Genomic DNA, 20,311 nt, shown 5'->3' on the forward strand with positions numbered 1-20,311 from the left:
TGCGGGAGACGGGCGGGGTCGACGGCAACCCCAAGTGTAGAATGCGAAAAATCGAATAAAACTCGAAGATCCATCGCTTACACAGGTCTTGCGCTGCCGGCCACGAGCCGGAACAGCGAGGAAATTATATTGAAAATGAATGAGTTACGCCATCAAATTGAAAAGGCTGCCGAAGCTGCGCCGGCCAGCCCACAGGTGGCGTATGTCACGATTGACGAAGGCTCCGAAGGCCAGCGCATCGACAACTTCCTGCTGAAGGTGGCCAAGGGGGTACCCAAGAGCCATATTTACCGGGTGCTGCGCTCGGGCGAGGTGCGGGTCAATAAAGGACGTATCGACGCCACTTATCGCCTCCAGTCCGGGGACGTGGTGCGCATTCCGCCGATGCGGGTGGCGAGTGCGGCGCAATCCGGCGCGGCCCTGGTGCCGGCCGGGGAATTTCCGGTGTTGTTCGAGGACGCGCACCTGCTGGTCATCAACAAGCCGGCCGGCGTCGCCGTGCATGGCGGCTCGGGCGTCGCCTTCGGCGTAATCGAGCAGCTGCGCCGGTCGCGGCCGCAGGCCAAGTTCCTGGAACTGGTGCACCGGCTGGACCGCGAGACTTCCGGCATCCTGGTGCTGGCGAAGAAGCGCTCGGCGCTGGTCCACCTGCATGAGCAGATTCGCGGCAACACCATGGACAAGCGTTACTTCGCCTGCGTCGCCGGCGAATTCGTCAACGCCCGCCAGCACGTGAAGCTGCCGCTATATAAATACAGCACGCCGGACGGCGAGCGTCGGGTGCGAGTCCAGGCCGACGGGCTGGCCTCGCATACCGTGTTCAACCGGATCGAGGCCTTCCAGGGTTTCACGCTGCTGGAGGCGGAACTGAAGACCGGTCGCACGCACCAGATCCGCGTCCACCTGGCGCATTCGGGCTTTCCCATCGTCGGCGACGAAAAATACGGCGATTTCTCGCTGAACAAGTCGCTGGCGCGTTCCGGCGCCCGGCCGGGCATCAAGCGCATGTTCCTGCACGCGCACCGGCTGGTGTTTATTCACCCGGCCACCGGCGAGCCGCTGTCCGTGGAGGCGCCCCTGCCCGACGAGTGCGTCGGTTTCCTGCAACAATTGCGTGAACTGCACGCCCCGGAGTAGGGTAGTGCTTCAAAAGCCACAAGGACTTCCATGGCCAGGCAACAATTTGACCTGATCGTTTTCGACTGGGACGGGACGCTGATGGACTCGACCCCGACCATCGCCAAGTGTATCCAGCTCGCCAGCCGGGACCTGGGCCTGCCGGTGCCGGACGACAGCGCCGCCAGCCACGTGATCGGGCTGGGGCTCAAGGACGCGCTGTCATACGCCGTGCCGACGCTGGATCCCGCCGACTACCCGCGACTGGCCGAGCGCTACCGCTACCATTTCCTGACCCGCGACGCCGACCTGGTGCTGTTCGACGGCGTGCGCGAAATGCTCGAGACGCTGCGCGAGGAACACTATTTCCTTGGCGTGGCCACCGGCAAGACCCGCGTCGGCCTGCAGCGCGCGCTGGCGGCCAGCGGCCTGACCGCGCTGTTCGATGCCACGCGCTGCGCCGACGAGACCTTCTCCAAGCCGCATCCGGCCATGCTGCACGAGCTGACGCGCGAACTGGGCCAGGACGTGGAGCGCACGGTGATGGTCGGCGACACCACCCATGACCTGCAGATGGCGGTCAACGCCGGCGCCAAGGGCCTGGGGGTCTGTTACGGGGCGCATCCGGCCGAGTCGCTGCGCGCCATGGCGCCGGTGCACTGCGCCAGCTCGATCCCGGACCTGACCGAGTGGCTGCTGGCCCATGCCTGACGCGGCCTCCGGCCAGGCGCCGGTGCGGCTGTGCGCCGCCGATGCATTGCAGGAGGGCGGACTTGGCGTGCGCTTCTCGGTGGCGCTCGACCGGCGCGAGATCGGCGCCTTTGTGGTGCGTTTCGACGGCGTTGCCCATGCCTACCTGAACCGGTGCGCGCACGTGCCGATGGAGCTGGACTGGCAGGAGGGGCGGTTCTTCGATGCCTCGGGCCTATACTTGATGTGCGCCACTCATGGCGCGGTGTACGCGCCGGATAGCGGCGAGTGCGTCGGCGGTCCCTGCCGCGGGGCCGCGCTGGCCAAGCTGCAGGTCGAGGAACACGACGGCCAGGTCTACTGGCTGCCGCGGGCCCCGTACCGCGCGCCCGAGCCTTCGGGCGGCGCCTGAATGGATTTCCACGAGCGATTTGCATGACAGAACAACAGAAGCCGCCCTCGGATGAACCCAACGAACCGCGGCAGCCGGACCCGCGCAAGCCCGCTGGCGAGGCCGGAGATGCCGGGCCCGCCGCCGTGCCCGAGTCCGAGCGCCTGGTGACTGCGCCGCGTGCCGATTTTCCGCTGGAGGATGAACTCCGCGCGGGCGATGACGCCGCGCGGCGCGAAGCGCGCGAGCGCAAGGCGCGTCTGGAAGGCGCCACCAGTGGTGGACGGGTGGGCGGACAGGCGAGCGGCGGCTGGGAGCGGGATGTGCTGGAAAAGGTGTTGACCGCCTCGCTGCGCGAGCAACGCGCGGCGCGGCGCTGGCGCATTTTCTTCCGCCTGGTGACCCTCGGCCTGCTGGCGCTGATCCTGTTTGCCGTCTTCGACTTCAAGGGCGATGGCGCCATCAGCGCGTCGGGCCGCCACACCGCGATGGTCACGCTGGAGGGCGAAATCGCCGCCGGCACGCCGGCAAGCGCCGAAGCGATCAACGCCTCGCTGCAGGCGGCCTTTGCCGACAGCAATGCTGCCGGGGTGATCCTGAAGATCAATTCGCCCGGGGGCTCGCCCGTGCAGGCAGGCATCATCAACGACGAGATCCACCGGCTGCGCGGCCTCTACCCGTCCAAGCCGCTGTATGTGGTGGTCGAGGAAATCTGCGCTTCCGGCGGCTATTACGTGGCGGCGGCGGCCGACAAGATCTATGTCGACAAGGCCAGCATCGTCGGCTCGATCGGCGTGCTGATGGACGGCTTCGGCTTTACCGGGCTGATGGACAAGCTGGGCGTGGAGCGCCGGCTCTACACCTCGGGCGCCAACAAGGGCATGCTCGACCCGTTCTCGCCGCAGGTGCCGAAGCAGAAGGCCTTTGCCGAAGCCATGCTCAAGCAGATCCACCAGCAGTTCATCGACGTGGTCAAGGAAGGCCGTGGCGACCGGCTCAAGGACGACCCGGAACTGTTCTCCGGTCTGTTCTGGTCGGGCGAGCGCAGCGTCGCGCTGGGGTTGGCCGACGGGCTGGGCAGTGCCGAGTACGTGGCGCGCGACCTGTTCAAGGCCGAGGACATCGTCGACTACACGGTCAAGGAGAACATCGCCGAGCGCGTGGCCAAGCGCTTTGGCGCGGCCGTGGGCACCGCGGCGATGAAGACCATGCTGTGGAGCACCGGCATGCAAGGCATGCGCTGACGCCTGGCGCGGCAGCGCATGAACAAAGGGGGCGCAAGCGCCCCCTTTGTCATTTCCGCGCGGTGGTTTGTCCTAGAGGGCGAGCAGCGAGAAGATCGCCGGGCGCTTGTGCAGCGCGATCCGCTCGGGGCGCCAGTCCGACAGCGGCAGCGTGACGATGGTCTCGCCGGCGAGGGTCAGGTCCACCGCCACTGACAGCAGCGTGGTGCCGGCGCAATGCTGGCGCATGGCCTCCAGCAGCGCGCCGTTGCGGTACGGCGTTTCGATGAAGACCTGGGTCTGGCTGGCCTTGCGCGAGCGCTGTTCCAGTTCGCGCAGCCGCTGCGCGCGCTCGTTGGCATCGACCGGCAGGTAGCCGTTGAAGGCAAAGCTCTGGCCGTTCAGGCCCGAGCCCATTACCGCCAGCAGGATCGAACTGGGCCCCACCAGCGGCCGCACGCGGATGCCGCGCGCATGCGCCAGCCGCACCAGGTCGGCACCCGGGTCGGCCACTGCGGGCACGCCGGCTTCCGACAGCAGGCCGCCGTCGCGACCGGCCTGCAGCGGCGCCAGCAGTGCTGCCAGGGCGTCGGCACGCGTATTGACGTTCAGTTCCTGGATCTCGATCTGCTGGATCGGGCGCGCCAGCGGCGAGGTTTCGCCCAGTTTCTTCAGGAAGGCGCGCGCGGTCTTGGCGTTCTCGGCGACGAGGTAGTCCAGCCCGGCGGCGATCTGCTGTACGCCCGCCGGGATCACATCGGCCAGCGGGTCGGCTTCGTCGCGCTTGCCGAGGGTATTGGGAATCAGGTAGAGGGTGCCGCTCATCGTGGGTAGGTGCGGTGGATGCGGATCATGCGGAAAGGAGAGGGTAGCCGGCCTGGCGCAGCATGCTGGTCAGCGCGATCAGCGGCAGGCCGACCAGCGCGGTGGGATCGTCGGACTCGACCCGCGCCAGCAGCGTGATGCCGAGTCCCTCGGACTTGGCGCTGCCGGCCACGTCGTAGGGACGCTCAAGCTGCAGGTAGGTCTCGATTTCGGCGTCGCTGAGATCGCGCATCGTCACGCGGGTTTGCACGTCGGCCAGTTGCGCGGTTCCCGTGCGGGAATCCAGCAGGCACAGCGCCGAGTGAAAGGTGGCGGTGCGCCCGCGCATGCGGCGCAGCTGCGCCACGGCGTTGGCGTGCGTGCCCGGCTTGCCCATCTGGGCGCCATCCAGCATCAGCACCTGGTCCGAGCCGATCACCAGCGCGCCGGGGTGGCGCGCCGCGATGGCCTCGGCCTTGCGCTGCGACAGCCGCAGCGCCGTGGCCTCGGGCGCTTCGCCGGCATGAGGCGTTTCGTCGATGTCCGGCACCGCGACTTCGAAGGGAATGCGAAGCCGCTCCAGCAGTTCGCGGCGGTACGGAGAGCCGGAGCCGAGGATCAGCCGGGGGCGTGGGTCTTGAGACATAAGTAATAGAATCAGGGCAGGAAGCCGTGTGGCTTCCGGAGCAAGGCCTTTGACCTCGGGAAGGTTTACACCGTATAATCGCGCGTTTAGCCGCATCCGCACCCGGGCGCAGTGCCGCCAATGTGCGCGGCCCGCAATCCGTCAGGTAGGGAATGTGGCGAACCCGTCATTGATTTGCGACAGGAGCCACGCACATGACCCAGCCGATCGACCTGCGCGCGCTTGATCTCTTCGCCATGTGCCGAAAGGGTGAAAGCCTGGCCGGCGACGTGGCGGTGCGGGATTTGCCGCGCATCTTAGCCGAGACCGCCGCGCAAGCGCCAGCCTCGGCACCCGATGAGACCTTCGCCTATACGGCCACCGGCTTCGTGCGCGAAGAGGCGGCCGAGCCCGGCGCCCCGGTGGCGCAGCGGCTGTTTCTCGACGTGACGGTGCAGGGCCGGATGTGGCTGGATTGCCAGCGCTGCCTGGCGCCCTATGCCCAGCCGATCGATACGGCGACGCGTTTCGAGGTGGTGGAAAGCGAAGAAGCGGCCGACGCCGCGCCGATGGACGACGACGAAGTCGACGTGATCGCCGGCTCGAAGCGGTTCTCGCTGCTGGAACTGATTGAGGATGAAGTGCTGCTGGCGTTGCCGGTGGCACCCAAGCATGACGTTTGCCCGACGGTGCACGAAAGCCTCGTGACCGGATCGGACGGCGAGGCCCAGCCTGAAGCTGAGCCTGAGGAAGAAAAGCGGCCTTCGCCCTTCGCGGCGCTGGCCGGCCTGAAGACCCGGCACTGAAGCCGCCAGCGCGCGGCCTGCAGGGTCTTGCAGGTGAATCTGAAGCATCCGGCCGGGCCCCGGCTACGCCTTGGGCGGGATGCGTGTGTTAATATTGAAAAATTCTCGAAGGAGTCATCATGGCTGTTCAACAGAACAAGAAGTCGCCGTCCAAGCGCGGCATGCACCGTTCGCACGACCACCTGTCGGCCGCGCCGCTGGCAGTCGAGCCGACCACCGGCGAAACCCACCTGCGCCACCATGTGAGCCCGAACGGCTACTACCGTGGTCGCAAGGTCATCAAGACCAAGAACGACTGATAGCTTCGCTAGGCGTGACGTTGCGTCTCGCTCGCGCATGCCTGTGGGTCGGACAATAATCGGTCAGACACAAAAAAGCGGCAAGATCGTTGCCGCTTTTTTGTTGGGCGCTCGGGATTCCCGCCGGGCGTGGCGTGCGCCGCCGCGCTATCCGTACCAGGAACAATGACGATCAAAATCGCTATCGACTGCATGGGCGGCGATCACGGAGTTTCCGTGACGGTGCCCGCGGCGATCAGTTTTCTTTCCCGCCACGACGATGCCGAGATGGTGCTGGTCGGCTTGCCCGACGCCATCCGGGCGCAGCTGAAGAAGCTGCACGCGCTGGACCATCCGCGCGTCAGCATCGTCGAGGCCACCGAGGTCATCACCATGGATGACCCGGTCGAGGTGGCACTGCGCAAGAAGCGCGACTCCTCGATGCGCGTTGCCGTCACCCAGGTCAAGGAAGGGCTGGCCGGGGCCTGCATCTCCGCCGGCAACACCGGGGCGCTGATGGCGGTATCGCGCTACGTGCTTAAGACGCTCGAAGGCATCGAGCGGCCGGCCATCGCCACCACCATTCCCAACGAGCAGGGCTGGGGCACCACGGTGCTGGACCTCGGCGCCAACGCCGACTGCGAGCCCGAGCACCTGCTGCAGTTCGCGCGCATGGCCGAGGCCATGGTGGCCGTCGTCGATCACAAGGAACACCCCACGGTGGGCCTGCTGAACATCGGCGAGGAGGTCATCAAGGGCAACGAGGTGGTCAAGCGCGCCGGCGAACTGCTGCGCGCCTCGGAGCTGAATTTCTACGGCAACGTGGAAGGCAACGACATCTTCAAGGGCACCACCGACATCGTGGTCTGCGACGGCTTCGTCGGCAATGTGGCGCTCAAGAGCACCGAGGGCCTGGCCAAGATGATCGGCAGCATGATCAAGGAAGAATTCACCCGCTCGTGGTTCACCAAGCTGCTGGCTGCGGTCGCCATGCCGGTGCTGTCGCGCCTGGCCAAGCGGCTCGACCCGGCGCGCTACAACGGCGCGTCGCTGCTGGGCCTGCGCGGGCTGGTGATCAAGAGCCACGGCTCGGCCGATGCCCATTCTTTTGAGTGGGCCATCAAACGCGGGTATGATGCCGCCAAGAATGGCGTGATTGCCCGCATCACCCGGGCCTTTGCCGATAAATCCAGCGCCGCAGGCGGTGCCCAGCCCGCCCCGGAGACAGAGGCGCCTGGCGCGCATCCCAGCCCCCACGTCGCCTGAGCGCCACCGCGCGCCGGTCGAGCGTGCCGGCGGGCCATACGATCCGACAATACATGACCAAGTACGCAAAAATCATCGGTACCGGGAGCTACCTGCCTCCGCGGCGCGTGACCAACCATGAGCTGGCCGCGCAGCTTGCCGAGAAAGGCATCGAGACCAGCGACGAGTGGATCGTCTCGCGCAGCGGCATCTCGGCGCGCCACTGGGCCGAGCCCGATGTGACCAGCAGCACGCTGGCGGTCAAGGCCGCCGAGCAGGCCATCGAGGCCGCCGGCATCGACCGGCAGGACATCGACCTGATCATCGTCGCCACCTCGACGCCGGACTTCGTGTTCCCCAGCACCGCCTGCATCGTGCAGGAAAAGCTGGGCATCACCAATCACTGCCCGGCCTTCGACCTGCAGGCGGTGTGTTCCGGCTTTGTGTACGCACTGGCCACCGCCGACAAGTTCATCCGCAGCGGCTCGCACCGCAATGTGCTGGTGATCGGCACCGAAGTGTTCTCGCGCATCCTCGACTTCAACGACCGCACCACCTGCGTGCTGTTCGGCGACGGCGCCGGCGCGGTGGTGCTGTCGGCGTCCGACGAGCCGGGCATCCTGTCCAGCGCCATGCATTCGGACGGCAGCCATGTCGACATCCTGTGCGTGCCGGGCAACGTCGCCGGCGGCAACATCACCGGCAACCCGTTCCTGCACATGGACGGCCAGGCGGTGTTCAAGCTCGCCGTGAACGTGCTCGACAAGGTGGCGCGCGAAGCCATGGAAGCCGCCAGCGTGTCGCCCGACCAGGTCGACTGGCTGATTCCGCACCAGGCCAATATCCGCATCATGCAGGGCACGGCCAAGAAACTGGGCCTGCCGGCCGAGCGCATGGTCGCGACCGTGCACGAGCACGGCAACACCTCGGCCGCCTCGATCCCGCTGGCGCTGGACGTCGCCGTGCGCGACGGCCGCATCCGCCCGGGCCACACCGTGCTAATGGAAGGCGTGGGCGGCGGCTTCACCTGGGGCGCGGTGCTGCTGCGCATGTAATACGCGGCCGGTGCCCGGGCGTGCCGCGCAGGCACGATCTGCCGCGGCGCCGGCCCCCGATTTCTTGTTAGGGTTTCCATCCGATGAAATTCGCTTTCGTATTTCCCGGCCAGGGTTCGCAGTCGGTCGGCATGCTCAATGCCTTCGCCGACAACGCCGTGGTGCGTGCCACCGTGGAAGAAGCCTCGGCCGCGCTCGGCCAGGATCTCGGCCGCCTGATCGCCGAAGGCCCTGCCGAAGAACTGAACCTGACCACCAATACGCAGCCGGTGATGCTGACCGCCGCGGTCGCGATCTACCGTGCCTGGCTCGATGCCGGTGGTCCGGCGCCGGCGCTGGTCGCCGGCCACAGCCTGGGCGAGTACTCGGCGCTGGTGGCCGCCGGCGTGATCCCGTTTGCCGACGCCGTGCCGCTGGTGCGTTTCCGCGCGCAGGCGATGCAGGAAGCCGTGCCGGTGGGCGAAGGCGGCATGGCCGCGATCCTCGGCCTGTCGGATGACGACGTGCGCGCCGCGTGCGCCGAAGCGTCGGCCGCGGGCGTGGTCGAGGCCGTCAACTTCAACGCGCCGTCGCAGGTGGTGATCGCCGGCCACAAGGGCGCGGTCGAGAAGGCCTGTGAAATCGCCAAGGCCAAGGGCGCCAAGCGCGCGCTGCCGCTGCCGGTGTCGGCGCCGTTCCACTCGTCGCTGCTCAAGCCCGCTTCCGATCGCCTGCGCGAGCGCATGGCCGGCCTGGGTTTTGCGGCGCCGTCGATCCCGCTGGTGAACAACGTCGACGTCGCCATCGTCAACGATCCGGAGGCGATCAAGGATGCGCTGGTGCGCCAGGCCGCCGCGCCGGTGCGCTGGGTCGAGTGCGTGCAGAAGATGGCCGCCGAAGGCATCACCCACGTGATCGAATGCGGTCCGGGCAAGGTGCTGGCCGGCATGACCAAGCGCATCGACGGCAACCTGAGCGGCGGCGCGATCTTCGATCCGGCCTCGCTGCAGGACACGCTGGCACTGCTCAAGTAAGCAACAGGACAACCGCATGACCAAACTACTCGACAACCAGGTCGCGCTGGTCACCGGCGCCTCGCGCGGCATCGGCCGCGCCATCGCGCTGGAACTGGCCCGGCAGGGCGCCACCGTGATTGGCACCGCGACCAGCGAAGCCGGTGCGGCCGGCATTACCGACTACCTCGGCGCCGAAGGCCTGAAGGGCCAGGGCGCCGTGCTCAACGTCAACGACGCCGCGGCCTGCGACGCGCTCATCGACGAAATCGTCAAGAGCCATGGCGGCATCGGCGTGCTGGTCAATAACGCCGGCATCACGCAGGACCAGCTGGCGATGCGGATGAAGGACGAGGACTGGCTGGCCGTGATCCAGACCAACCTGACTTCGGTGTTCCGCCTGTCGCGCGCGGTGCTGCGCCCGATGATGAAGGCGCGCCAGGGCCGCATCATCAACATCACCTCGGTGGTGGGCTCGGTCGGCAATCCCGGCCAGATGAACTACTCCGCGGCCAAGGCCGGCGTGGCCGGCATGACCCGCTCGCTGGCCGCCGAGATCGGCAGCCGCAACGTGACCGTCAACTGCGTCGCGCCGGGCTTTATCGACACCGACATGACCAAGGCGCTGTCCGAAGAGCAGCATGCTTCGCTCAAGACGCAGATCCCGCTGGGCCGCCTCGGGCAGCCCGAGGATATCGCCAATGCGGTCGCCTTCCTGGCCGGTCCGCAAGCCGCCTACATCACCGGCACCACCCTGCATGTGAACGGCGGGATGTACATGAATTAATGGTTTTCCGGCGCGGTTTTTCGGCCAAGAAGCCGGAAGAAGCTGCCGGAAGTCGTAGTTTTCCGAACCAATCGGGCGCGATTCTTGCAAAGCTTGGCAGGCAGCATTTCTGTTGTCCCAAACCTGCTAAAATGCGCCCACTTTTTGTCGAACTTCCCTGGAGGGTTACATGGACAATATCGAACAACGCGTCAAGAAAATCGTGGCAGAACAGCTTGGCGTGGCCGAGGCAGACATCAAGAACGAATCCTCGTTCGTGAACGATCTCGGTGCGGACTCGCTGGACACGGTTGAACTCGTGATGGCGTTGGAAGATGAATTCGGCATGGAAATTCCCGATGAGGAAGCCGAAAAGATCACGACCGTGCAACAGGCTATCGACTACGCCACCGCGCACGTCAAGGCCTAAGCCCGTCGTCTCTGCATTCCGAGCCACAGAAGGCAGGTGGGCGGGCCGTTGCGGCCGCGCCTTGCTGTTTTCTGTGGCTTTCGTCTGTTCGAAGAAGCAGAATGGAATGAGCTTCGCCGCACGGCCAGCTGGGCCGGCGGCGGGCGACTCCGCGTTCCGTTCCCGTTTCACGCACCCGTAGGAAAACATAGTGAGCCGTCGTCGCGTCGTCGTCACTGGGCTTGGCCTTGTGTCTCCGGTCGGAAACACGGTTGCCGAAGGCTGGGCCAACCTGGTAGCCGGCAAGTCCGGCATCGCCACCATCACCAAATTCGATCACTCCGCGCTGTCCGTGCATTTCGCCGGCGAGGTGAAGGGTTTCAATGCCGAGGACTACATCCCGGCCAAGGAAGCCCGCAACATGGATACGTTTATCCATTACGGCATCGCGGCCGGGACCCAGGCGCTCAAGGACAGCGGCCTGGAAGTGACCGAAGCCAATGCCGAGCGCATCGGCGTGCTGGTCGGCTCGGGCATCGGCGGCCTGCCGATGATCGAGGATACCCATGCCGTGCTGAGCGAGCGGGGTCCGCGCCGGATTTCGCCGTTCTTCGTGCCCGGCTCGATCATCAACATGATCGCCGGCCACCTGTCGATCATCCACGGCATCAAGGGCCCGAACCTGGCCGCCGTGACGGCATGCACCACCGGGCTGCACAGCATCGGCCTGGCGGCCCGCCTGATCCAGGCCGGCGATGCCGACGCCATGCTGGCGGGCGGCGCTGAATCGACCGTGTCGCCGCTGGGCATCGGTGGCTTCGCGGCGGCTCGCGCGCTGTCGACCCGCAACGATGATCCGGCAGCGGCCTCGCGTCCGTGGGACAAGGACCGCGACGGCTTCGTGCTGGGCGAGGGCGCGGGCGTGATGATGCTGGAAGAGTACGAGTCGGCCAAGGCGCGCGGCGCCCGTATCTATGCCGAGCTGATCGGCTTCGGCATGAGCGGCGACGCCTACCACATGACCGCACCGAACATGGACGGCCCGCGCCGTTGCATGGTCAATGCGCTCAAGGATGCCGGCATCAACACCGACCAGGTGCACTACCTGAACGCGCACGGCACCTCCACGCCGCTGGGCGACAAGAACGAGTCCGACGCGATCAAGGCCGCGTTCGGCGACCAGGCCTACAAGATGGTGGTGAACTCGACCAAGTCGATGACCGGCCACCTGCTGGGCGGCGCCGGTGGCCTGGAATCGGTCTTCACCGTGCTGGCGCTGCACCACCAGGTCTCGCCCCCGACGATCAACCTCGACAACCAGGATCCCGAGTGCGACCTGGACTACGTGGCGAACACGGCGCGCGAGATGAAGATCGACGTGGCGGTGAAGAACAACTTCGGTTTCGGCGGCACCAACGGCACGCTTGTTTTCCGCCGCGCCTGATTCGTGGTTGAGGCGGGCCCTTAAGGGGTCCCTCAAGGGATTCCATAAGGGGCTGCGCCATGGCAGGGTCCACCCGCTGGGGTGGGCCCTGTTCGTGTTTTGTGCCGGCGAATTGCTGGCGCTCGTGCTGCTGGCGCGGACGCTGGCCGACGGCATCGCCGGCAGCCAGGCCGGATTCCTGTGGTGGCACCTCGCCGCGGGCATGGGCCTCGCGCTGGCCGCCGTGGCGACACTGCGCGCGTGGCCGGCATGGTGGCGCGGCCTACGCTGGACCTGTACGGCCGTGCAGGACGCCGACGCCGAAGGACCCCTGCGACTCTGGCTGGAAGCACCGGCCGGTGCGCGGCGCGAGGCCGTCGTGCGGCAGTGCTGGCAGATCGGAGGCGCCACGGTGGTGTGCCTTGCCCCCGGCGGCCCGGCCATGCCCGGCGTCATTCTTCTTCCCTGGCAGGCAGCCGGCCCCGAACTGGCGCGCTGGCTGCGACGGTCCGCGCGAGTTGCACTGCGGGTGCAACCTGATGTCCGGGCAGGGAACGATTTTGTTAGCTTGCGGTCACAGGATGCGCGTTGCTTCACCGGGCGGGCTGAGAATCGTAGGTAAAATACAACGTTTGTCGTGACGACCAAACCAAGAGATACACTGCAGGTGAGCCATACGTGAGCGAACGCGAAGCCGATCAGCTCCTAGTTGAACGCGTCCAGCAGGGCGACAAGCGGGCCTTTGAACTTCTGGTGACCAAATACCATCGGAAGATCATTCGCCTGATTTCGCGCCTGGTCAGGGATCCCGCTGAAGTCGAGGATGTGGCGCAGGATGCCTTCATCAAGGCATACCGCGCCTTGCCCCAGTTCCGCGGGGAGTCGGCCTTCTACACGTGGCTGTACCGGATCGCCGTCAACACCGCCAAGAACTACCTGGCCACCCAGGGCCGCCGCCCGGAAGCGTCCAGCGATATCGATGCGGAAGAGGCTGAAACTTTTGCGGACGGTGAACAACTAAGGGATATCAATACGCCGGAGTCGATGCTCCACACGCGGCAAGTCGCCGAGACGGTGAACCGCGCAATGGAAGCACTTCCGGAAGAATTGCGGACCGCCATCACGCTGCGCGAGATCGAGGGCCTCAGCTACGAGGAAATCGCCGAAGCGATGGGATGCCCGATCGGCACGGTGCGCTCGCGGATCTTCCGCGCGCGCGAGGCGATTGCCGAACGCTTGCGCCCGCTGCTGGGAACGGCAGAGGGAAAGCGGTGGTAAATCAGTGGTAAGTGGCGGTCCAGGTGGTAGAGAAGAATGTCGTGCGGCCAGCGTTGCAGCCTATTCCTGCATCGATAAGCGACAGCAGTAACGGGATTATCGGTGTTCAATGGAATGTCTTGGGGTGGGAAATGGGTCAGGCTCATAAGCAGTCGGTTCATGTAGTGGAAGCAGCGGAGCAGATCTCCGTATTGATGGATGGCGAACTGGCGCCGCACGAAGTCGATGCCGTGCTGGATCTCGCGAAGAGCGAGGCCGGTATTTCCGACTGGACCACATACCAGTTGATCGGCGACGCGCTGCGGTCCGAAGACCTGACGCAGGCCGGCTCCACCTCCGATTTCCTCTCGCGTTTCTCCGCGCGCCTGGAAGCCGAGCCGCACGTGCTGGTGCCGGCGGTGGCGCAGGCCAGCGCCCGCCATCGCCTGCTGGTCAGGCCATCGTGGGTGCGCCGCGTGATGCCGGGCACCGCGATCGCCGCCGCCGTGGCCGCGGTCAGCTGGGTGGTGGTGCCGCAGTTGCGCGGTCCGGTCACGGTCGGAACGCCCGACGCCGTGGTGGCCCGTGCCGAGCAGCCGGCCGCCGGCCAGGCCGCCGGCATCGTCACGGTTGCCGCGGACGCGCCGCAGATGATCCGCGACCCGCGCCTGGACGAATACCTGCGTGCGCATCGCACTTCAGTGGCAACGGATGCTTTCGTGCCGTCCATGCGCACGGTTGCCAACGGTGCAAACTTCACTCAGGAAAATACGCAGGAATAATGCCGGACATGCATAAAGGAGGTTCGTCCGCCTATGTAGCGGGCGCGCAGAGAATTAGGGCCCTGCGTAGGTCCTTTTTTCTGGCCTTGTGTCTGAGCGCTGCAGCGGCTACCGCGCAGCCTGTGGACAATACGCTGAACCGACGCGACGCCACTGCCTGGCTCAACAAGATCCACAAAGCCGCACAGCGCGAGAACTATGTCGGCACCCTGATCTATCAGCGCGGCAGCGTCATGCACGCCTCGCGTATCCAGCATTACAGCGACCTCGTCCACAACGAATACGAGCGGCTGGAAACCCTCGACGGCAAGCCGCGCGAAGTGCTGCGGCAGAACGACGTGGTGCACAGCCTGATCCCCGAAGCCAAGCTGGTGGTGGTTGAGAAGCAGGAAGCGAAGGACCGCTTCCCGGCGCTGCTCGCCAACAACAAGAATGACGTGCTGGACCTGTACGACATGCGCAAGATGCCCGCCGAACGCGTGGCGGGCATGGAGTGCGAGGTCTTTGCGCTGGAACCGCACGATGCCGCGCGTTACGCGGTGCGCCTGTGGGCGGAAAAGAACTCCGGCCTGCTGATGCGCGCGCAAACCATCGGCGACGGCGGCAAGGTGCTGGAGCAGGTGGCGTTCTCGCAGGTGCAGATCGGCGTGCCGTCCGAGAAGCAGCGCATCCTTGGCGCGATCAAGAATTCCAGCAACTGGAACCACTATGAGGTGACCTACCAGCCCACCAATATCGCCGACGAGGGTTGGTCGATCGGGGTGCCGCTCAAGGGCTTCCAGAAGATCCGCGAGGTGCGCCGCCCGCTCGGCGAACTGCGCGCGCCCAACCCGGGCAATGCCCGCGGGCAGGTGTTCGAAGTGCTGCAGGTCGTCTACAGTGACGGGCTGACCGGCCTGTCGGTCTTCATTGAGCCGGTTTCCGAGCAACGTGCGCGCCGCGAAGGCGTGGCCGCGCTCGGCGCGACCCAGGTCGTGGTGCGCCGGGTTGCCGATTTCTGGATCACCGTGGTGGGCGAGGTGCCGGCGAGCACCGTGCGCCAGTTTGCGACGGCCGTAGAGTACCGTCCGCCCAAGACGGTACACTGAGCGTGAGCCGGTGCGGCCGGCGCCCGGATTCCGTCCGGGGCCGGCTCCATGAAACCTGCGCAGGGGTCCCCGCCACGGGATCACATCCAGTCGGTTTTTCTTCTTTTCGCTGAATCCCGGGAGTTGTCGATGATGTTCAGATCTCCAGCCCTGGCGCGGGCCGTGGTCATGGCTGCCATGATGCTGCTCGGCCCGACCGTTGCCGAAGTCAGCCACGCCCAGGCCGCTGCCTCCAGTTACAACCTGCCCGACTTCACCGACCTGGTGGAGAAGGCCAGCCCGGCCGTGGTCAATATCCGCACCACCGAACTGGTGCGCCAGCGCGGCGTGCCGGGCGGCGACGACGAGATGGCGGAGTTCTTCCGCCGCTTCTTCGGCGTGCCGATGCCCGGCGCCCCGGCACCCGGCACCCCGCCGCGTCGCGGCCAGCCGCCGCAGCAGGAAGAGCAGAGCCGCGGCGTGGGCTCGGGCTTCATCATCAGCCAGGACGGCTATGTGATGACCAACGCGCACGTGGTGGCCGACGCCGAAACCATCTACGTGACGCTGCCGGACAAGCGCGAATTCAAGGCCAAGCTGATCGGCTCGGACAAGCGCACCGACGTGGCGTTGCTCAAGGTCGAGGCCAGCGGGCTGCCGCGCCTGCCGCTGGGCGATTCCAACAAGGTCCGCGCCGGCGAGTGGGTGCTGGCGATCGGCTCGCCGTTCGGCCTGGACAACAGCGTGACCGCCGGCATCGTCTCGGCCAAGGGCCGTGACACCGGCGACTACCTGCCGTTCATCCAGACCGACGTGGCGGTCAATCCCGGCAACTCCGGCGGGCCGCTGATCAACCTGCGCGGCGAAGTGATCGGCATCAACTCGCAGATCTACAGCCGCAGCGGCGGCTACATGGGAATCTCGTTCGCGATTCCGATCGACGAGGCCATGCGCGTGTCGGAACAGCTCAAGTCCTCCGGCCGCGTGACGCGCGGCCGCATTGCGGTGGCGATCGGCGACGTCACCAAGGAAGTCGCCGATTCGCTGGGCCTGGGCCGTGCGCGCGGTGCGCTGGTCGGCAGCGTCGAGCCGGGCGGTCCTGCCGAAAAGGCCGGCATCGAGGCGGGCGACATCATCCTGAAGTTCAACGGCCGCGACATCGAGCGGGCCTCGGACCTGCCGCGCATGGTCGGCGAGACCAAGCCTGGCACGCGCGTGCCGCTGCAGCTGTGGCGCAAGGGCGCGACCCGCGAGGTCAGTATCACCGTCACCGAACTGGAGCCCGATGGCAAGGCCCGCGCCCGCAGCGGGGCGACGCCGAAGGACGACAGCGCGCCGCAGGCCGGCAAGCCCAACGCGCTGGGCCTGGTGGTCAGCGACCTGTCCGAGGCGCGCCTGAAGGAGCTCAAGCTCAAGTCCGGCGTCGAAGTCGAAGTGGCCGACGGCCCGGCGTTGCGTGCCGGCATCCGTCCGGGCGACATCATCCTGCGCCTGGGCGACACCGACGTGACCAACGCGCGCCAGTTCAACGAGCTGGTGCGCGGGCTGGACAAGAGCCGGATCGCCGCGGTGTTCGTACGGCGCGGCGACGCCACCCAGGTGCTGACGCTGCGACCGGGCGCCGCCTCGGCGCGTTGATCCGCCATGGCTGCCACGCCCGCGCTGACGCTGTACGGCCGGGCGTACTGCCATCTTTGCGAAGACATGAAAGTCGCGCTGGAGCCGCTCCGGCGCGATTTTTCTTTCATCCTGCATGAGGTCGATGTCGACGCCGATGCCGCGCTGGAGGCGCGCTTTGGCGAACTGGTACCGGTGCTGATGCCCGGTACGCCGGCGGACTTGCGCGCAGACTCGTCGGCGCATGCCGCGCCCCTTTGCCACTATTTCCTGGATGAAGCGGCGACAAGGGTATGGCTTGCCGCACATGGCGCCGCGCGCACCGGCCGCTGAACGCCGCCGGCATCTGCGCCACGCCACCATATGACGACCCGGAAGTCATTGAAAATCCGGTAAAATTGCGGATTGGCGCAAAAATTGCACCCCCGAACCCGCGGTACGCCCGCGCCCGCCTTGCGGTGCGCGGCGCCGGGCCGCTTCACTGCTTGTTGCCGCCCGGGCTGTCAGCCGGCGCTTCCCTGAACACTAGATGGACCATATCCGTAATTTCTCGATCATTGCCCACATCGACCATGGGAAGTCCACCCTGGCCGACCGGATCATTCAGCTTTGTGGAGGGCTGTCGGATCGGGAGATGGAAGCGCAGGTTCTCGATTCGATGGATATCGAAAAAGAGCGCGGCATCACCATCAAGGCGCAGACCGCCGCGCTGAGCTACAAGGCGCGCGACGGCCAGGTCTACAACCTGAACCTGATCGACACCCCGGGACACGTCGACTTCAGCTATGAAGTCAGCCGCTCGCTGTCCGCCTGCGAAGGCGCGCTGCTGGTGGTCGACGCCTCGCAGGGTGTCGAGGCGCAGACCGTGGCCAACTGCTACACCGCGATCGAGCTGGGCGTGGAAGTGGTGCCGGTGCTGAACAAGATCGACCTGCCGCAGGCCGACCCGGACAGCGCGATCCAGGAGATCGAGGACGTCATCGGCATCGACGCGCAGGATGCCACGCCGTGCTCGGCCAAGACCGGCCAGGGCGTGCAGGACGTGATCGAGGCGCTGATCGCCAAGGTGCCGCCGCCCAAGGGCGACGCCGACGCGCCGCTGCAGGCGCTGATCATCGACTCGTGGTTCGACAACTACGTCGGCGTGGTGATGCTGGTGCGCGTGGTCAACGGCACGCTGCGAACCAAGGACAAGGTGCTGCTGATGGCCACCGGCGCGCAGCACCTGGTCGAGCAGGTCGGCGTGTTCACGCCCAAGTCGATCCAGCGCGACGCGCTGACCGCCGGCCAGGTGGGATTCGTCATTGCCGGCATCAAGGAACTGAAGGCCGCCAAGGTGGGCGATACCATCACCACCGTGCAGCGCAAGGCCGAAGCGCCGCTGCCGGGCTTCAAGGAAGTCAAGCCGCAGGTGTTCGCCGGCCTGTATCCGGTCGAAGCCAACCAGTACGAGGCGCTGCGCGAGTCGCTGGAAAAGCTGCGGCTCAACGATGCCTCGCTGATGTTCGAGCCTGAAGTCTCGCAGGCGCTGGGTTTCGGCTTCCGCTGCGGCTTCCTGGGCCTGCTGCACATGGAAATCGTGCAGGAGCGCCTGGAGCGCGAGTTCGACATGGACCTGATCACCACCGCGCCGACGGTGGTCTACCAGGTGCAGATGCGCGACGGCTCCACCGTGACCGTGGAAAACCCGGCCAAGATGCCGGACCCGAGCAAGATCGACGCCATCCTGGAGCCGATCGTCACCGTCAACCTGTACATGCCGCAGGAGTATGTCGGCTCGGTGATCACGCTGTGCACGCAGAAGCGCGGCACGCAGATCAACATGAGCTACCACGGCAAGCAGGTGCAGCTGACCTACGAAATTCCGATGGCGGAAATCGTGCTCGATTTCTTCGACCGCCTGAAGTCGGTGTCGCGCGGCTATGCGTCGATGGACTACGAGTTCAAGGAATATCGCCCGTCCGACGTGGTCAAGGTCGATATCCTGATCAACAGCGACAAGGTCGATGCGCTGTCGGTGATCGTGCACCGCTCCAATTCGCAATACCGCGGGCGCGAAGTCGCCGCCAAGATGCGCGAGATCATTCCGCGCCAGATGTACGACGTGGCGATCCAGGCCGCCATCGGCTCCAATATCATCGCGCGCGAAAACGTCAAGGCGCTGCGCAAGAACGTGCTGGCCAAGTGCTACGGCGGTGATATCTCGCGCAAGAAGAAGCTGCTGGAAAAGCAGAAGGCGGGCAAGAAGCGGATGAAGCAGGTCGGTACCGTCGAGATTCCGCAGGAGGCCTTCCTGGCCATCCTGCAAGTCGACGACAAATAATTGCCGCGCGCAGGGGCAGGGGCAGGGCCATGCCCGGCAGCCTTGCCGGCGTGGTGACAGAACAGGCTGTACCAGGATTTCCAAGAACCAGAAGCCGTCATGAATTTTGCACTGATCCTTTTTGTGCTGGTGGTGATCACGGGCGTGGCGTGGGTGGCCGACAAGCTCGTGTTCGAGCGGCAGCGCCGCTCTTCGGCGCGGCTCGCGCTGGCCGAGTTCGATTCGCAGCAGGGCCGCCTGCAAGGCAGCTTCGGCACGGCCGATGCCGACGCCACGCGCAAGCGGCTGGCCGAGGAAAAGCTGCGCCAGCCGTGGTGGCTGGAATATTCGGCCAGCTTCTTCCCGGTGATCCTGGCGGTGTTCGTGCTGCGTTCGTTCGTGGTCGAGCCGTTCAAGATCCCGTCCGGCTCGATGATCCCGACGCTGCTGATCGGCGACTTCATCCTCGTCAACAAATACGAGTACGGCATTCGCCTGCCGGTGGTGAACAAGAAGATCATGGACATGGGCGAGCCCCAGCGCGGCGACGTGATGGTGTTCCGCTACCCGAAGGACCCGTCGCTCGACTACATCAAGCGCGTGATCGGCGTGCCGGGCGATGTGGTGCAGTACGCCAACAAGCGCCTGACCATCAACGGCAAGCCGGCCGAATACACCGCGCTGCCGGACTTCCTAGACGAAGAGCGCCTGGCCTATTCGCGTCATTTCCGCGAAAAGCTCCCGGGGGGCGTCGACCATGGCATCCTGAACGACGCCGACCGCCCGGCCTTTATCGCCGGCGCGGATCCGGATTTTCCGTACCGGGACAACTGCACCTACAATCAACAGGGTGTGACTTGCAAGGTACCTGCAGGTCACTATTTCGTCATGGGCGACAACCGCGACAACAGCCTCGATTCCCGTTACTGGGGCTTCGTGCCGGACCAGAACATCGTCGGCAAGGCCTTCGTGATCTGGATGAACCTGGGCAATTTCGGACGCGTGGGATCGTTCAAGTAAGCATCTCCGCGGCGCAAGAACACTCAACAAAACGAGGGCAGGCGCGATGGGTCGATTTGGGAAGGTGGGGACAGCAAACCATCCGGCAGGACGCCGGGGCGCCGCCGGCGGGTTTTCCGTATGGACGCTGCTGGTGATCGTGGTGTTCGTGGTCGGCGTGGCCTTGCCGGCCCTGCGCGCGATCCCGAGCCTGGTGGAATATTTTTCGGTCAAGCGCGCCGCCGGCTATGCCAAGCAGCGCGCCGCCAACAAACGTGAAGTGGTCGAATTCTTCGAGAAGCAGGCCGCCATCGACCGCATTACCGCGGTCAAGGGCGAAGACCTGCTGATCCGGGAAGACGATAACGGCACCATCCAGTCGGTCGATTTCTCGTACCGCACCGAGGTGCCTGTCTACGGACCCCTGAGCCTGTTGATTACCTATTCAGGAACGCAGCACTGAT

23 protein-coding genes are annotated in these 20,311 nt (G+C 65.9%); 21 read left to right on the plus strand and 2 right to left on the minus strand.

The window, feature by feature from the left end:
* Window positions 1-135 precede the first annotated feature (135 nt).
* The 4 genes from C7416_RS05560 to C7416_RS05575 are packed head-to-tail and all read left to right on the plus strand — an operon-like array spanning window position 136 to window position 3,441.
* Window positions 136-1,137, plus strand: a complete 1,002-nt coding sequence (locus C7416_RS05560; protein ID WP_111517549.1) for an RluA family pseudouridine synthase — start codon at window positions 136-138, stop codon at window positions 1,135-1,137.
* A gap of 30 nt (window positions 1,138-1,167) precedes the next feature.
* A complete protein-coding gene (locus C7416_RS05565; RefSeq protein ID WP_111517550.1) occupies window positions 1,168-1,827 on the plus strand; it encodes an HAD-IA family hydrolase in 660 nt (219 codons plus the stop codon).
* Window positions 1,820-2,218: a Rieske (2Fe-2S) protein gene (locus C7416_RS05570; protein WP_111517551.1), complete on the plus strand. Its 399-nt coding sequence runs from the start codon at window positions 1,820-1,822 to the stop codon at window positions 2,216-2,218. Before C7416_RS05565 ends, C7416_RS05570 begins: the two co-directional genes overlap by 8 nt.
* Window positions 2,219-2,241: 23 nt before the next feature.
* Entirely contained in the window at window positions 2,242-3,441 is a 1,200-nt protein-coding gene (locus C7416_RS05575; RefSeq protein ID WP_111517552.1) for a S49 family peptidase, read from the plus strand.
* Between the two features lie 72 nt (window positions 3,442-3,513).
* Here C7416_RS05575 and C7416_RS05580 read toward each other — a convergent pair whose 3' ends face one another.
* Together C7416_RS05580 and C7416_RS05585 are read right to left on the minus strand one after the other, a co-directional pair.
* Complete coding sequence (locus C7416_RS05580; protein WP_111517553.1) at window positions 3,514-4,245, minus strand: SAM-dependent methyltransferase; 732 nt, start codon at window positions 4,243-4,245, stop codon at window positions 3,514-3,516.
* A 25-nt stretch (window positions 4,246-4,270) separates the two neighbouring features.
* A complete protein-coding gene (locus tag C7416_RS05585) occupies window positions 4,271-4,870 on the minus strand; it encodes a Maf-like protein (protein WP_111517554.1) in 600 nt (199 codons plus the stop codon).
* Between the two features lie 194 nt (window positions 4,871-5,064).
* Here C7416_RS05585 and C7416_RS05590 point away from each other — a divergent pair, with 194 nt between their 5' ends.
* The 17 genes from C7416_RS05590 (at window position 5,065) to C7416_RS05670 (ending at window position 20,310) form a co-directional block, all read left to right on the plus strand.
* Entirely contained in the window at window positions 5,065-5,655 is a 591-nt protein-coding gene (locus C7416_RS05590; protein WP_111517555.1) for a DUF177 domain-containing protein, read from the plus strand.
* A 119-nt stretch (window positions 5,656-5,774) separates the two neighbouring features.
* A complete protein-coding gene (rpmF, locus tag C7416_RS05595; RefSeq protein WP_010814675.1) occupies window positions 5,775-5,954 on the plus strand; it encodes a 50S ribosomal protein L32 in 180 nt (59 codons plus the stop codon).
* A 165-nt stretch (window positions 5,955-6,119) separates the two neighbouring features.
* Window positions 6,120-7,199 (plus strand): phosphate acyltransferase PlsX, encoded by a 1,080-nt coding sequence (gene plsX, locus C7416_RS05600; RefSeq protein WP_062800881.1) that lies wholly within the window; start codon window positions 6,120-6,122, stop codon window positions 7,197-7,199.
* Between the two features lie 53 nt (window positions 7,200-7,252).
* The gene (locus C7416_RS05605) at window positions 7,253-8,233 is read left to right on the plus strand and encodes a beta-ketoacyl-ACP synthase III (protein WP_012353318.1); all 981 of its coding nucleotides are present in this window, start codon (window positions 7,253-7,255) and stop codon (window positions 8,231-8,233) included.
* 83 nt (window positions 8,234-8,316) lie between these two features.
* A complete protein-coding gene (gene fabD, locus C7416_RS05610; RefSeq protein WP_111517556.1) occupies window positions 8,317-9,246 on the plus strand; it encodes an ACP S-malonyltransferase in 930 nt (309 codons plus the stop codon).
* 16 nt (window positions 9,247-9,262) lie between these two features.
* Window positions 9,263-10,012, plus strand: coding sequence for a 3-oxoacyl-ACP reductase FabG (gene fabG, locus C7416_RS05615; protein WP_111517557.1), 750 nt, complete (start codon window positions 9,263-9,265; stop codon window positions 10,010-10,012).
* A 169-nt stretch (window positions 10,013-10,181) separates the two neighbouring features.
* Complete coding sequence (gene acpP / locus C7416_RS05620; RefSeq protein WP_008644813.1) at window positions 10,182-10,421, plus strand: acyl carrier protein; 240 nt, start codon at window positions 10,182-10,184, stop codon at window positions 10,419-10,421.
* Between the two features lie 190 nt (window positions 10,422-10,611).
* Entirely contained in the window at window positions 10,612-11,844 is a 1,233-nt protein-coding gene (fabF, locus tag C7416_RS05625) for a beta-ketoacyl-ACP synthase II (RefSeq protein WP_012353315.1), read from the plus strand.
* A complete protein-coding gene (locus C7416_RS05630; RefSeq protein ID WP_240988177.1) occupies window positions 11,825-12,445 on the plus strand; it encodes a hypothetical protein in 621 nt (206 codons plus the stop codon). The genes fabF and C7416_RS05630 overlap by 20 nt, the downstream gene beginning before the upstream one ends.
* Window positions 12,446-12,501: 56 nt before the next feature.
* On the plus strand, window positions 12,502-13,101 hold the full coding sequence (gene rpoE / locus C7416_RS05635) for an RNA polymerase sigma factor RpoE (RefSeq protein ID WP_012353313.1): 600 nt from the start codon (window positions 12,502-12,504) through the stop codon (window positions 13,099-13,101).
* Between the two features lie 131 nt (window positions 13,102-13,232).
* Window positions 13,233-13,862, plus strand: a complete 630-nt coding sequence (locus C7416_RS05640) for a sigma-E factor negative regulatory protein (protein WP_111517558.1) — start codon at window positions 13,233-13,235, stop codon at window positions 13,860-13,862.
* An 8-nt stretch (window positions 13,863-13,870) separates the two neighbouring features.
* Window positions 13,871-14,950 carry a MucB/RseB C-terminal domain-containing protein gene (locus C7416_RS05645; protein ID WP_111518072.1) on the plus strand — a complete coding sequence of 360 codons (1,080 nt, stop codon included), beginning with the start codon at window positions 13,871-13,873 and terminating at the stop codon, window positions 14,948-14,950.
* Window positions 14,951-15,079: 129 nt separating this feature from the next.
* The gene (locus tag C7416_RS05650) at window positions 15,080-16,567 is read left to right on the plus strand and encodes a DegQ family serine endoprotease (RefSeq protein WP_111517559.1); all 1,488 of its coding nucleotides are present in this window, start codon (window positions 15,080-15,082) and stop codon (window positions 16,565-16,567) included.
* Window positions 16,568-16,573: 6 nt separating this feature from the next.
* Window positions 16,574-16,879 (plus strand): glutaredoxin family protein, encoded by a 306-nt coding sequence (locus C7416_RS05655; RefSeq protein ID WP_111517560.1) that lies wholly within the window; start codon window positions 16,574-16,576, stop codon window positions 16,877-16,879.
* Between the two features lie 196 nt (window positions 16,880-17,075).
* Window positions 17,076-18,869: a translation elongation factor 4 gene (gene lepA / locus C7416_RS05660; protein WP_062800860.1), complete on the plus strand. Its 1,794-nt coding sequence runs from the start codon at window positions 17,076-17,078 to the stop codon at window positions 18,867-18,869.
* Between the two features lie 99 nt (window positions 18,870-18,968).
* Window positions 18,969-19,868 carry a signal peptidase I gene (gene lepB / locus C7416_RS05665; RefSeq protein ID WP_111517561.1) on the plus strand — a complete coding sequence of 300 codons (900 nt, stop codon included), beginning with the start codon at window positions 18,969-18,971 and terminating at the stop codon, window positions 19,866-19,868.
* A gap of 46 nt (window positions 19,869-19,914) precedes the next feature.
* Window positions 19,915-20,310, plus strand: a complete 396-nt coding sequence (locus tag C7416_RS05670; protein WP_111517562.1) for a DUF4845 domain-containing protein — start codon at window positions 19,915-19,917, stop codon at window positions 20,308-20,310.
* Window position 20,311 lies beyond the last annotated feature (1 nt).

Source organism: Cupriavidus phytorum (genome assembly GCF_003254285.1).
In the GTDB taxonomy this organism is placed as follows: Bacteria; Pseudomonadota; Gammaproteobacteria; order Burkholderiales; family Burkholderiaceae; genus Cupriavidus; species Cupriavidus phytorum.

What these genes read in the sequence shown, in the direction of transcription:
- C7416_RS05605 (WP_012353318.1), top strand. Translation starts at nt 7,253, where the DNA reads ATGACCAAGTACGCAAAAATCATCGGTACCGGGAGCTACCTGCCTCCG.
- C7416_RS05580 (WP_111517553.1), bottom strand. Translation starts at nt 4,245, where the DNA reads ATGAGCGGCACCCTCTACCTGATTCCCAATACCCTCGGCAAGCGCGAC.
- C7416_RS05560 (WP_111517549.1), top strand. Translation starts at nt 136, where the DNA reads ATGAATGAGTTACGCCATCAAATTGAAAAGGCTGCCGAAGCTGCGCCG.
- C7416_RS05650 (WP_111517559.1), top strand. Translation starts at nt 15,080, where the DNA reads ATGATGTTCAGATCTCCAGCCCTGGCGCGGGCCGTGGTCATGGCTGCC.
- fabD (WP_111517556.1), top strand. Translation starts at nt 8,317, where the DNA reads ATGAAATTCGCTTTCGTATTTCCCGGCCAGGGTTCGCAGTCGGTCGGC.
- acpP (WP_008644813.1), top strand. Translation starts at nt 10,182, where the DNA reads ATGGACAATATCGAACAACGCGTCAAGAAAATCGTGGCAGAACAGCTT.
- fabG (WP_111517557.1), top strand. Translation starts at nt 9,263, where the DNA reads ATGACCAAACTACTCGACAACCAGGTCGCGCTGGTCACCGGCGCCTCG.
- C7416_RS05640 (WP_111517558.1), top strand. Translation starts at nt 13,233, where the DNA reads ATGGGTCAGGCTCATAAGCAGTCGGTTCATGTAGTGGAAGCAGCGGAG.
- C7416_RS05585 (WP_111517554.1), bottom strand. Translation starts at nt 4,870, where the DNA reads ATGTCTCAAGACCCACGCCCCCGGCTGATCCTCGGCTCCGGCTCTCCG.
- lepB (WP_111517561.1), top strand. Translation starts at nt 18,969, where the DNA reads ATGAATTTTGCACTGATCCTTTTTGTGCTGGTGGTGATCACGGGCGTG.
- C7416_RS05670 (WP_111517562.1), top strand. Translation starts at nt 19,915, where the DNA reads ATGGGTCGATTTGGGAAGGTGGGGACAGCAAACCATCCGGCAGGACGC.
- plsX (WP_062800881.1), top strand. Translation starts at nt 6,120, where the DNA reads ATGACGATCAAAATCGCTATCGACTGCATGGGCGGCGATCACGGAGTT.
- C7416_RS05655 (WP_111517560.1), top strand. Translation starts at nt 16,574, where the DNA reads ATGGCTGCCACGCCCGCGCTGACGCTGTACGGCCGGGCGTACTGCCAT.
- C7416_RS05565 (WP_111517550.1), top strand. Translation starts at nt 1,168, where the DNA reads ATGGCCAGGCAACAATTTGACCTGATCGTTTTCGACTGGGACGGGACG.
- lepA (WP_062800860.1), top strand. Translation starts at nt 17,076, where the DNA reads ATGGACCATATCCGTAATTTCTCGATCATTGCCCACATCGACCATGGG.
- C7416_RS05590 (WP_111517555.1), top strand. Translation starts at nt 5,065, where the DNA reads ATGACCCAGCCGATCGACCTGCGCGCGCTTGATCTCTTCGCCATGTGC.
- C7416_RS05645 (WP_111518072.1), top strand. Translation starts at nt 13,871, where the DNA reads ATGCATAAAGGAGGTTCGTCCGCCTATGTAGCGGGCGCGCAGAGAATT.
- C7416_RS05570 (WP_111517551.1), top strand. Translation starts at nt 1,820, where the DNA reads ATGCCTGACGCGGCCTCCGGCCAGGCGCCGGTGCGGCTGTGCGCCGCC.
- rpmF (WP_010814675.1), top strand. Translation starts at nt 5,775, where the DNA reads ATGGCTGTTCAACAGAACAAGAAGTCGCCGTCCAAGCGCGGCATGCAC.
- C7416_RS05575 (WP_111517552.1), top strand. Translation starts at nt 2,242, where the DNA reads ATGACAGAACAACAGAAGCCGCCCTCGGATGAACCCAACGAACCGCGG.